The sequence below is a fragment of the Rhizobium sp. PL01 genome (assembly GCF_033447125.1).
In the GTDB taxonomy this organism is placed as follows: Bacteria; Pseudomonadota; Alphaproteobacteria; order Rhizobiales; family Rhizobiaceae; genus Pararhizobium.
Genome location: NZ_JAWQUM010000002.1, coordinates 656,762 through 667,271 on the forward strand (window position 1 = coordinate 656,762; position 10,510 = coordinate 667,271).

The window sequence follows — 10,510 nt, forward strand, 5'->3', positions numbered from 1 at the left end:
CTTGGAAACGACTGCAACTGCAATCTCGCGCCTCACCGTGGTTCCCGATCAATATTCTGCTGCGCCGGACGAATCCGGCCGTGCAATCTGTGAGGCTCTCATATGGGAGCAAAACCGCCCGGTGTGAAGCACCCCGGGCGGTTCATCAGCAACTTATTATTCAGCAGCGCCCGAAAGCAACTTGATCGAACCGCCAGCCTTTTCGATCTTTTCGATCGCAGGCTTGGAAGCGCCGGCAACTTCGATCGTTACCTTTGCCTTCAGTTCGCCATCGGCGAGGACCCGAACGCCATCCCTGGCGCGACGGATAACGCCAGCAGCCGTCAGAGCAGCAGCATCGATGGTCTTGGAAGCATCAAGCTTCTTCGCGTCGATGGCGATCTGGATACGGCCGAGCGACACAACAACAAAATCCGAACGGAAGATGTTGTTGAAGCCGCGCTTCGGCAGACGGCGGTAGATTGGCATCTGGCCGCCTTCGAAGCCATTGATGGCGACGCCGGAACGAGCCTTCTGACCCTTGACACCGCGGCCGGCAGTCTTGCCGGATCCGGAGCCGATACCTCGGCCGAGACGCTTGCGGTTCTTGGTAGAACCTTCGTTGTCTTTGATTTCATTCAGTTTCATGATGGTATCCCCCTCACTTCTCGTCGACGACGCGAACGAGGTGCTGGACGGCCCGGATCATGCCGCGGACGGAAGGTGTATCTTCCAGAACGCTAACCCGGTGCATCTTGTTGAGACCGAGACCGATCAGCGTTGCGCGCTGGACGGCTGGGCGGCGAATGGGGCTACCGATCTGTTCGACCGAAACCGTCTTCTTTGCAGCTTCTTTCTTGACCATTGTCTGGCTCCCTTATTCTTCGGAAGCAACGCCGGCGGATACGCGGCGGCCCTGCAGAGTGGCATACTTCATGCCGCGCTGAGCTGCGATATCCTTCGGGTGCATCTGGCTCTTCAGGGCGTCGAACGTGGCGCGAATCATGTTGTACGGGTTCGAGGAACCCGTCGACTTCGCAACAACGTCGTGCATGCCGAGCGTTTCGAAAACGGCGCGCATCGGACCACCAGCAATGATACCGGTACCGGCCTTGGCAGCACGCAGCAGAACCTTGCCTGCGCCGTGACGGCCATGAACGTCGTGATGAAGCGTACGGCCCGAGCGCAGCGGAACGAAGATCAGTTCGCGCTTGGCAGCTTCGGTGGCCTTACGGATGGCTTCCGGCACTTCACGTGCCTTGCCATGACCGAAGCCAACGCGGCCCTTCTGGTCGCCAACGACGACGAGAGCGGCAAAGCCGAAACGACGGCCGCCCTTGACGACTTTTGCGACGCGGTTGATTGCTACGAGCTTGTCAACGAATTCGCTGTCGCGCTCCTCGCGGTTCTGGCGATCATCGCGCGAACCTCTTTTTTCTTGTGCCATTGTCCTTTTCCTTTTTCTTTTCCGGGTGCAATCGGCAGATTGACAAAAGTCGCTTCGGTACGAGACCGAAGCGACCGGGTAGTATCCGTGCAACTTTCATAAGTCCAGACACGAATGCCTGGAAATTGCATCAGAAGTTCAGGCCACCCTCGCGGGCTGCCTCGGCGAGCGCCTTGACGCGGCCGTGATAGATGAAGGCGCCACGGTCAAAGACAACGTCCTTGACACCAGCCTTCGAGGCGCGCTCTGCGAGGAGCTTGCCAACGGCAGCAGCTGCTGCCGTGTCAGCACCCGTCTTAAGCGACGGACGCAGATCCGTGTCGAGTGTCGAGGCAGACGCAACGGTCTTGCCAGCAACATCATCGATAACCTGTGCGTAGATGTTCTTCGACGAGCGATGAACGGACAGGCGCAGACGGCCATTGGCCACTGCCTTGACTTGACGGCGCACGCGGCTGGCGCGGCGCACAAGTGTCTCTTTCCTTGTAGCCATTTCGCGTGATCCTTACTTCTTCTTGCCTTCTTTGCGGACAATCCGCTCACCTGCATACCGAACGCCCTTGCCCTTGTAGGGCTCAGGACCACGGTATTCGCGGATTTCCGCCGCGACCTGGCCGACCTGCTGCTTGTCGATGCCGGTAACGACGATTTCCGTCGGCTTCGGCACAGCAATCGAGATGCCTTCAGGAGTCTGGTAGACAACGTCATGGCTGAAACCGAGTGCGAGCTGCAGGTTCTTGCCCTGAAGCGTCGCGCGGTAACCGACGCCGTTGATTTCGAGCTTGCGCTCGTAACCGTCCTTGACGCCCTTGAAGATGTTTTCGATCATCGTGCGGGACATGCCCCACTTCGAACGAGCATCCTTGGACTGGTCAACCGGGGTCACCGACACCGCGTTGTTGTCTTCCAGCTTTACGACGACTTCGTCGTTAGCAACGAAGAAGAGTTCGCCTTTCGGGCCCTTTGCAGTCACTGTCTGGCCATTAACCGTGGCCGTGACACCTGCAGGAACCTGAACGGGCTTTTTACCGATACGAGACATATTTCAAACCTGTCTGTCCGTTATGGAGGTCACTGCTACCGTATTAGAATACGGAGCAGAGAACCTCGCCACCAACGTTCTGTTCGCGTGCCTGATGATCGGCCATCACACCCTTCGGAGTCGAAAGGATAGTGATACCGAGACCGTTCGCGACCTGCGGAATGGACTTGACCGAGACATAAACTCGGCGGCCCGGCTTCGATACGCGGCCGATCTCACGGATCACCGACGCACCTTCGTAGTATTTCAGTTCGATATTGATCTCGGCCTTGCCGTTACCAAATTCTGTTTCCGAGTAACCGCGGATGTAGCCTTCAGCCTGAAGGACATCCAGAACGCGTGCGCGCAGCTTGGAAGCCGGAGTGGAAACACTCGACTTGCGGCGTGCAGCACCGTTGCGGATACGGGTGAGCATATCGCCCAGCGGATCAGTCATTGCCATCTACCCGTCTCCTTACCAGCTCGACTTAACAATGCCCGGCACCTTGCCGAAATTGCCAAGTTCACGAAGCGCAATACGCGACATCTTGAGTTTGCGATAATATGCGCGCGGACGACCGGTCACTTCGCAACGGTTGCGAACGCGGGTCTTGGAACCGTCACGCGGCAGGCTCGCCAACTTCAAAGTTGCCTTGAAGCGCTCTTCGATCGGAAGAGACTGGTTCATGATGGTTGCCTTCAGGACTGCGCGCTTGGACGCATCCTGGGCAACCGACTTACGGCGGCGATTGTTTTTTTCAATTGCGCTCGTCTTCGCCATTCAACTTAATCCTTCTGCTTGTCGTTACGGCTTACGTGCGAAACGGGAAGTTGAACTCTGTGAGCAGAGCGCGAGCTTCGTCGTCGTTCGTTGCCGTCGTGCAAACGATGATGTCCATGCCCCACATCTGATCAACCTTGTCGTAGTTGATCTCCGGGAACACAATGTGTTCCTTGACACCCATGGCGAAGTTGCCACGGCCGTCAAAGCTCTTCGGATTCAGGCCGCGGAAATCTCGAACGCGCGGAAGCGCGATGTTGATCAGGCGGTCCAGGAATTCGTACATGCGAACGCCGCGCAGGGTAACCTTTGCGCCAATCGGCATGTCTTCGCGCAGCTTGAAGCCGGCGATCGAGGTGCGGGCCTTGGTGATGACCGGCTTCTGGCCGGCAATCGCTGCGAGGTCTGCTGCAGCAACCGTTGGCTTCTTGGAGTCAGCCGTCGATTCACCAACACCCATGTTGATAACGATCTTGTCGAGGCGTGGGATCTGCATGACGTTTGCGTAGGAGAACTTCTCCTGCATCGCCTTGGTGATACGCTCGACGTAATCAACCTTGAGCCGCGGCTCGTACTTCTTGACGTCAGCCATCGATCACTTCTCCCGAACGCTTGGCCACACGGACCTTCTTGCCGTCCTCAAGAACCTTGAAGCCGACGCGGGTCGGCTTGCCATCCTTGTCGGAAACCGCAAGGTTGGAAAGGTGAATGGAGGCTTCCTTGTTGATGATACCAGCTTCCTGGGCCTGGGTCTGGCGCTGGTGACGCTTCACCATGTTTACGCCACGCACAACGGCCCGGTCTTCCTTAGGCAGAACCTGGAGAACTTCCCCAGAACGACCCTTGTCTTTGCCGGTCAATACGACGACTTTGTCGCCCTTACGAATTTTTTGCATCTCAATCGCTCCTTACAGTACTTCTGGAGCCAGCGAGATGATCTTCATGTGGTTCTTGGCGCGAAGTTCGCGCGGAACCGGTCCGAAGATACGGGTGCCGATCGGCTCTTTCTTGTTGTCGATAAGAACAGCTGCGTTGTTATCGAACCGGATGACGCTGCCGTCCGGACGACGGATGTCCTTGGCTGTGCGAACCACAACCGCCTTCATCACATCACCCTTCTTGACGCGGCCGCGCGGAATAGCTTCCTTGATCGAAACGACGATAATGTCGCCGACCGAAGCGTACTTGCGCTTGGAACCGCCCAGCACCTTGATGCACATGACACGACGTGCGCCGGAATTATCCGCCACGTCGAGGTTTGTTTGCATCTGAATCATGTCAGGTCGCCTTCTTGTTGTGACCGGACCGGTTGGGCCAACCTCATCAGATTGAGGGCCCCCTGTTCCAGCTTCTAAATTTCTGTTCTCGCGCGGGATCGATCGTTGCCAGGGTGGTTTCCTAAACAGGACCTTCCGTGCGCTCAAAGCAAAAGAACGCTCGTAGTCGAGCGTCCTTACGCTGCTTCATACAGATTTTCGCAGCCGACGCAAGGGCCGGATGCGAAACTCTTAAGAATTAGGCCTGAGCGGAAACCACTGTCCAGGTCTTATCCTTAGAAATCGGCGCGCATTCCTCGATGGAAACCTGATCGCCGACCTTGTACTGGTTGTTCTCGTCATGCGCCTTGTACTTCTTGGACCGGCGAACGGTCTTCTGGAAGATCGGGTGCGCGAAACGACGCTCGACACGGACCACGACGGTCTTATCGTTCTTGTCGCTGACGACTGTGCCCTGCAGAATGCGTTTTGGCATATTCTTAGATCCTTAAGCCTTGGCTTCTGCCGCCTTCTGGCGGGCAATGGTTTTGACGCGCGCAATGCCCTTGCGGACTTCATTGATGCGCGACGACTTTTCGAGCTGGCCTGTGGCCTTTTGGAAGCGCAGGTTGAACTGCTCTTTCTTCAGCTTGGCGAGCTCTTCGTTGAGCTGATCGGCGCTGAGCGCGCGGATGGTATCGGCTTTCATTGGGCTTTACTCCTTACTCTGCAATGCGCTGAACGAAGCGCGTCTTGACAGAGAGTTTCGCAGCACCAAGGCGAAGCGCCTCACGGGCGAGTTCTTCGCTGACGCCGTCGATTTCAAACATCATTCGGCCGGGCTTGACCTTGCAAGCCCAATATTCAACCGAACCCTTACCTTTACCCATGCGGACTTCGGTCGGCTTTGCCGTGACCGGTACGTCTGGGAATACGCGGATCCATACGCGGCCGGCACGTTTCATGTGACGGGTGATCGCGCGGCGGGCCGCTTCGATCTCGCGTGCGTTTACGCGGTTCGGCTCCTGAGACTTCAGGCCGAATTCACCGAAAGCAAGGTCGGAACCGCCCTTGGCAACGCCCTTGATGCGTCCCTTGAACTGCTTGCGGTACTTAGTGCGCTTTGGCTGCAACATTTTTTTAATTCTCCGATATTAGCTGCCAGGAACGACTGTTACGCGTTTTCGCGACGACGGTTGTTGCTGCTGGGGCCCTGGGCATCTGCCTCGGACGAACGACGCTCGGAAGCCATCGGATCGTGTTCGAGGATTTCGCCCTTGAAAATCCAGACCTTGATGCCGCAAATACCGAAAGCGGTCTTGGCTTCAGCCACACCGTAGTCGATGTCGGCGCGAAGCGTGTGCAACGGCACGCGGCCTTCACGATACCATTCGGTACGCGCGATTTCAGCACCGCCGAGACGACCACCGCAGGTGATCTTGATGCCTTCGGCGCCAAGACGCATTGCGGACTGAACGGCACGCTTCATCGCACGGCGGAAAGCCACGCGGCGTTCGAGCTGCTGAGCGATCGACTGGGCGACGAGCGTCGAGTCAACTTCCGGCTTGCGCACTTCAACGATGTTGAGGTGCGTTTCCGACTTGGTCATCTCGCCGATCTTCTTGCGCAGCTTTTCGATGTCTGCGCCCTTCTTGCCGATGATCAGGCCCGGACGAGCCGAGTGGATCGTCACGCGGCACTTCTTGTGCGGACGCTCGATGATCACCTTGGCGATACCGGCCTGCTTCAGCTCTTCCATGACATAGGCACGGATCTTCAGGTCTTCGTGAAGAAGCTGACCGTATTCTGCGTTGTCCGCGAACCAGCGGCTATCCCAGGTACGGTTGATGCCGAGGCGGAAGCCGACTGGATTGATCTTCTGACCCATTATGCGGCCTCCCCTTTAGCTTCGACTTCGCGAACAACGATCGTCAGATGCGCGAAAGGCTTTTCGATACGCGATGCACGGCCACGGCCACGAGCGTGGAAACGCTTCATGACGATGGACTTGCCAACGTAAGCCTCGGCTACGATCAGGCTGTCGACGTCGAGATCGTGGTTGTTCTCTGCGTTTGCGATCGCAGATTGCAACGTCTTCTTGACAGTGTCCGAGATCCGCTTGCGCGAGAACTCGAGTTCGGCCAGAGCCCGGTCGACCTTCTTGCCGCGGATCATCGCAGCTACCAGGTTGAGCTTCTGGGGGCTGACGCGGATCGTGCGCGCGATTGCCTGCGCCTCGTTATCCTTCAGCCGGCGTTCGGCTTTTGCCTTACCCATAATTACTTCCTCTTTGCCTTCTTGTCCGCACCGTGACCGTAATAGGTCCGGGTCGGAGAGAATTCACCGAACTTGTGACCGATCATGTCTTCGTTGACACTAACCGGAACATGCTTGCTGCCATTGTAGACGCCGAACGTGAGACCGACGAACTGCGGCAGGATGGTGGAGCGACGGCTCCACATCTTGATCACTTCGTTACGGCCGCCTTCACGAACCTTCTCAGCCTTCTTGAGAAGATAGCCGTCAACAAACGGACCTTTCCATACTGAACGAGTCATTGGAGACTTCCTCTCTTACTTCTTACGCTGATGACGCGAGCGCATGATGAACTTGTCGGTCGACTTGTTCGAGCGCGTACGCTTGCCCTTGGTGGGCTTACCCCAAGGCGAAACCGGATGACGGCCACCCGAGGTGCGGCCTTCACCACCGCCGTGCGGATGGTCAACAGGGTTCATGACGACGCCGCGAACGTGCGGACGCTTGCCACGCCACACCGAACGACCGGCCTTGCCGTCGTTGATGTTGCCGTGGTCAGGGTTGGAGACTGCACCGACCGTTGCAAGGCAGGAGCCGTGCACCAGGCGCTGTTCGCCAGACGACAGGCGAAGGATCGCCATGCCCTGGTCGCGACCGACCAGCTGAACGTAGGCGCCAGCGGAACGAGCGATCTGACCGCCCTTGCCTGGCTTCATCTCGACGTTGTGAACGATCGAACCAACCGGCATGTACTGAAGCGGCATAGTGTTGCCTGGCTTCACGTCAACCTGCTTTTCCGAAGCAATCACCTTGTCGCCGGCAGCGAGACGCTGCGGAGCGATGATGTAAGCCTGCTGGCCGTCCGCATAGTTGATCAGCGCGATGAACGCCGTGCGGTTCGGGTCGTATTCCAGACGCTCAACCGTGCCTTCAACGTCGAACTTGCGACGCTTGAAGTCGATCAGGCGGTAGGTACGCTTGTGACCACCACCCTGGTAGCGCACGGTGATGCGGCCAGTGTTGTTACGTCCGCCCTTGGAGGACAGGCCTTCGGTCAGCGACTTGACTGGTTTGCCCTTGTGCAGGCCGGACCGGTCGACGATGACCAGCTGGCGCTGGCTCGGGGTGGTCGGATTGAAACTTTTCAATGCCATTGTTCTATTCCTCAGAGTCCGGTGGAGACGTCGATGGTCTGACCGTCAGCGAGCGTGACGATAGCCTTCTTGACGTCCTTTTGCCGGCCAGCGAAGCCACGGAAGCGCTTCAGCTTGCCCTTGCGGACCAGCGTGTTGACAGCCGTAACCTTGACGCCGAACAGTGCCTCGATTGCAGCCTTGATTTCAGGCTTCGACGCATCCTTGGCGACGTTGAAGATGATCTGGTTCTGTTCAGAAACCAGCGTCGACTTTTCGGTGATCGACGGAGCGAGGATCACATCATAGTGGCGAAGGTTAGTCATTTGAACCGCTCCTCAAGAGCTTCAACTGCAGCCTTGGACAGGACGAGCTTGCCGCGGCGCAGAATGTCATAAACGTTGATGCCCTGCACCGGCAGAACGTCCACGTTCGGGATGTTCTGAGCTGCGAGCTTGAAATTGCTGTCGAGTTCGGCGCCGCCGATGAACAACACGTTGGTCAGGCCGAGCGTTGCGAATGCGCCGGTCAGCACCTTCGTCTTGGCTTCAGCAGCAACCAGGTTGTCAACGATGATCAGCTCTTCGGCACGCAGCTTAGCGGACAGCGCATGGCGCAGGCCGAGAGCACGAACCTTCTTGGGCAGGTCATGGGCGTGGCTGCGAACAACCGGGCCATGAGCCTTACCACCGCCGCGGAACTGCGGAGCACGAGCCGAATGGTGACGAGCGCGGCCCGTACCCTTCTGCTTGAACATCTTGGCGCCGGTGCGTGCGATTTCTGCACGACCCTTTGCCTTGTGCGTACCCTGCTGCTTCTTAGCAAGCTGCCAGCGAACGACGCGGGCAATGATATCTTCGCGCGGCTCAAGGCCGAAAATCGCGTCGGACAGGGAAACCGTACCGGCCTCTTTGCCCTCGAGTGTGGTGACGTTGAGATCCATGATCTGGCCCCCTTACTTGGCTGCGCGCACAGCGGCAGGACGCGGAGCGTCAGCCGGAGTGCCGGACTTGATGGCGTCGCGAACGACGATCCATGCGCCCTTGGAGCCGGGTACGGCGCCCTTGACGAGGATCAGACCGCGGTCTTCATCGGTGGAGACCACTTCCAGGTTCTGGGTGGTAATGCGTGTCTGACCCATGTGGCCAGCCATGCGCTTACCCTTCCAGACGCGGCCCGGATCCTGGTTGGAACCAGTCGAACCATGCGAACGGTGCGATACGGACACGCCGTGCGTTGCACGCAGACCGCCGAAGTTGTGGCGCTTCATGGCACCGGCAAAACCCTTACCGGAAGATGTACCGGTCACGTCGACCAGCTGGCCGGCGACGAAATGGTTTGCAGTAAGCTCAGCGCCGACATCGATCAGATTGTCCGACGAAACGCGGAACTCAATGACCTTGGCTTTCGGCTCTACGTTGGCGGCAGCGAACTGACCACGCAACGGCTTGCTCGTGTTCTTGACTTTAGCCTGACCCGCACCGAGCTGAACTGCGGTGTAGCCATTCTTGTCTTCTGTGCGATGGGCTACCACTTGGCAGTTTTCCATCCGCAATACTGTAACCGGGATATGCTCACCAGCGTCGTTATAGACGCGGGTCATCCCAATCTTCTGTGCAATCACACCTGAACGCATTGGTTCATTCCTCTTAAGAGTTAGCAACGGAGAAAACCCCGTTACATCTCTGGTTTAAGGTCTCCCTCGGATCACCCGCCCACTTGGCCGGAAAATTGAGGGTCGCCCGTTTTTGGAAGCCGTTGGACCGAAGTCCACGTACCTTCCTTGTTTTTAAAGCTTGATTTCCACGTCTACGCCGGCAGCGAGGTCGAGCTTCATCAGCGCGTCAACAGTCTGCGGAGTAGGATCGACGATATCGAGGAGGCGCTTGTGGGTGCGCATCTCGAACTGCTCACGGCTCTTCTTGTCGACGTGGGGCGAGCGGTTGACAGTAAACTTTTCAATCCGCGTAGGAAGCGGCACCGGACCACGGACCGAAGCGCCTGTGCGCTTGGCCGTCGAAACGATTTCCCGCGTGGAGGCATCAAGAATCCGGTGATCAAACGCCTTGAGGCGGATACGGATATTCTGGCCGTTCATTCGAGTTATCCTTGTTGTTGTTAGCGAATGCCACAAATTGAGGCAGTTCGTTAGTCGTTTCCGGGTGCTGATGCTTCAAAGAGCACAAAGAGCAAATCACTCTCTGTCCGTTTCTGCAATTCGACCCGCACATATACGGAATCGGCGTCCGACACAATGACCGAACGCCCACGAAAGCACGATTTTTCGCACTTCCGTCAATTCGAGAGGCATACACCTTCAGGTGCAGGCTTCGACCAGCAAAATTTCAAGGAAGCGGCGCTTATAACGCGCCGCTTCCCAACCGAGTAAATTACTCGACGATGGAGGCTACGATGCCGGCGCCGACGGTGCGGCCGCCTTCGCGGATAGCGAAGCGCAGCTTTTCTTCCATCGCGATCGGAACGATCAGCTCGACGGAAACCGTGACGTTGTCACCAGGCATAACCATTTCCGTGCCTTCAGGAAGCGACACGATGCCGGTCACGTCCGTTGTGCGGAAGTAGAACTGCGGACGGTAGTTGGTGAAGAACGGTGTATGACGGCCGCCTTCTTCCTTC

The 10,510-nt window shown here is 57.5% G+C and carries 21 protein-coding genes and 1 pseudogene; all 22 read right to left on the reverse strand.

Annotated features, from left to right (window positions below):
- Positions 1-156: 156 nt before the first annotated feature.
- Positions 157-627, reverse strand: a complete 471-nt coding sequence (gene rplO, locus R6X40_RS07635) for a 50S ribosomal protein L15 (RefSeq protein ID WP_318412329.1) — start codon at positions 625-627, stop codon at positions 157-159.
- A 13-nt stretch (positions 628-640) separates the two neighbouring features.
- Positions 641-844, reverse strand: a complete 204-nt coding sequence (rpmD, locus tag R6X40_RS07640) for a 50S ribosomal protein L30 (protein ID WP_209845954.1) — start codon at positions 842-844, stop codon at positions 641-643.
- A gap of 12 nt (positions 845-856) precedes the next feature.
- Positions 857-1,426: a 30S ribosomal protein S5 gene (gene rpsE / locus R6X40_RS07645; protein WP_037169472.1), complete on the reverse strand. Its 570-nt coding sequence runs from the start codon at positions 1,424-1,426 to the stop codon at positions 857-859.
- Positions 1,427-1,556: 130 nt separating this feature from the next.
- Positions 1,557-1,919 carry a 50S ribosomal protein L18 gene (gene rplR, locus R6X40_RS07650; protein WP_318412332.1) on the reverse strand — a complete coding sequence of 121 codons (363 nt, stop codon included), beginning with the start codon at positions 1,917-1,919 and terminating at the stop codon, positions 1,557-1,559.
- A 12-nt stretch (positions 1,920-1,931) separates the two neighbouring features.
- Entirely contained in the window at positions 1,932-2,468 is a 537-nt protein-coding gene (rplF, locus tag R6X40_RS07655; protein ID WP_318412333.1) for a 50S ribosomal protein L6, read from the reverse strand.
- Between the two features lie 43 nt (positions 2,469-2,511).
- Positions 2,512-2,910, reverse strand: a complete 399-nt coding sequence (gene rpsH, locus R6X40_RS07660; protein ID WP_056335736.1) for a 30S ribosomal protein S8 — start codon at positions 2,908-2,910, stop codon at positions 2,512-2,514.
- A 12-nt stretch (positions 2,911-2,922) separates the two neighbouring features.
- Positions 2,923-3,228, reverse strand: a complete 306-nt coding sequence (gene rpsN / locus R6X40_RS07665; RefSeq protein ID WP_318412334.1) for a 30S ribosomal protein S14 — start codon at positions 3,226-3,228, stop codon at positions 2,923-2,925.
- Between the two features lie 31 nt (positions 3,229-3,259).
- Positions 3,260-3,820, reverse strand: a complete 561-nt coding sequence (gene rplE / locus R6X40_RS07670) for a 50S ribosomal protein L5 (RefSeq protein ID WP_318412335.1) — start codon at positions 3,818-3,820, stop codon at positions 3,260-3,262.
- Positions 3,813-4,124 carry a 50S ribosomal protein L24 gene (gene rplX, locus R6X40_RS07675; RefSeq protein WP_113317590.1) on the reverse strand — a complete coding sequence of 104 codons (312 nt, stop codon included), beginning with the start codon at positions 4,122-4,124 and terminating at the stop codon, positions 3,813-3,815. Before rplX ends, rplE begins: the two co-directional genes overlap by 8 nt.
- Positions 4,125-4,136: 12 nt before the next feature.
- Positions 4,137-4,505: a 50S ribosomal protein L14 gene (gene rplN, locus R6X40_RS07680; protein WP_018328276.1), complete on the reverse strand. Its 369-nt coding sequence runs from the start codon at positions 4,503-4,505 to the stop codon at positions 4,137-4,139.
- Positions 4,506-4,743: 238 nt separating this feature from the next.
- Complete coding sequence (gene rpsQ / locus R6X40_RS07685; RefSeq protein WP_113317589.1) at positions 4,744-4,980, reverse strand: 30S ribosomal protein S17; 237 nt, start codon at positions 4,978-4,980, stop codon at positions 4,744-4,746.
- A 12-nt stretch (positions 4,981-4,992) separates the two neighbouring features.
- A complete protein-coding gene (rpmC, locus tag R6X40_RS07690; protein ID WP_113243433.1) occupies positions 4,993-5,193 on the reverse strand; it encodes a 50S ribosomal protein L29 in 201 nt (66 codons plus the stop codon).
- Positions 5,194-5,206: 13 nt separating this feature from the next.
- Complete coding sequence (gene rplP / locus R6X40_RS07695; RefSeq protein ID WP_018239489.1) at positions 5,207-5,620, reverse strand: 50S ribosomal protein L16; 414 nt, start codon at positions 5,618-5,620, stop codon at positions 5,207-5,209.
- Between the two features lie 38 nt (positions 5,621-5,658).
- The gene (gene rpsC, locus R6X40_RS07700; RefSeq protein ID WP_318412339.1) at positions 5,659-6,372 is read right to left on the reverse strand and encodes a 30S ribosomal protein S3; all 714 of its coding nucleotides are present in this window, start codon (positions 6,370-6,372) and stop codon (positions 5,659-5,661) included.
- Positions 6,372-6,761: a 50S ribosomal protein L22 gene (gene rplV, locus R6X40_RS07705; protein WP_318412340.1), complete on the reverse strand. Its 390-nt coding sequence runs from the start codon at positions 6,759-6,761 to the stop codon at positions 6,372-6,374. The genes rpsC and rplV overlap by 1 nt, the downstream gene beginning before the upstream one ends.
- A 2-nt stretch (positions 6,762-6,763) precedes the next feature.
- Entirely contained in the window at positions 6,764-7,042 is a 279-nt protein-coding gene (gene rpsS, locus R6X40_RS07710; protein ID WP_037100590.1) for a 30S ribosomal protein S19, read from the reverse strand.
- Positions 7,043-7,057: 15 nt separating this feature from the next.
- Positions 7,058-7,894, reverse strand: coding sequence for a 50S ribosomal protein L2 (rplB, locus tag R6X40_RS07715; protein WP_113243431.1), 837 nt, complete (start codon positions 7,892-7,894; stop codon positions 7,058-7,060).
- Positions 7,895-7,905: 11 nt separating this feature from the next.
- Complete coding sequence (locus R6X40_RS07720) at positions 7,906-8,199, reverse strand: 50S ribosomal protein L23 (RefSeq protein ID WP_113317587.1); 294 nt, start codon at positions 8,197-8,199, stop codon at positions 7,906-7,908.
- Positions 8,196-8,816, reverse strand: a complete 621-nt coding sequence (rplD, locus tag R6X40_RS07725) for a 50S ribosomal protein L4 (protein WP_318412343.1) — start codon at positions 8,814-8,816, stop codon at positions 8,196-8,198. The genes R6X40_RS07720 and rplD overlap by 4 nt, the downstream gene beginning before the upstream one ends.
- 12 nt (positions 8,817-8,828) lie before the next feature.
- Positions 8,829-9,509, reverse strand: a complete 681-nt coding sequence (gene rplC, locus R6X40_RS07730; RefSeq protein ID WP_318412344.1) for a 50S ribosomal protein L3 — start codon at positions 9,507-9,509, stop codon at positions 8,829-8,831.
- A 153-nt stretch (positions 9,510-9,662) separates the two neighbouring features.
- A complete protein-coding gene (gene rpsJ, locus R6X40_RS07735) occupies positions 9,663-9,971 on the reverse strand; it encodes a 30S ribosomal protein S10 (RefSeq protein WP_003507767.1) in 309 nt (102 codons plus the stop codon).
- A 292-nt stretch (positions 9,972-10,263) separates the two neighbouring features.
- Positions 10,264-10,510 (reverse strand): annotated as a pseudogene (gene tuf, locus R6X40_RS07740) (elongation factor Tu); the annotation flags it as partial.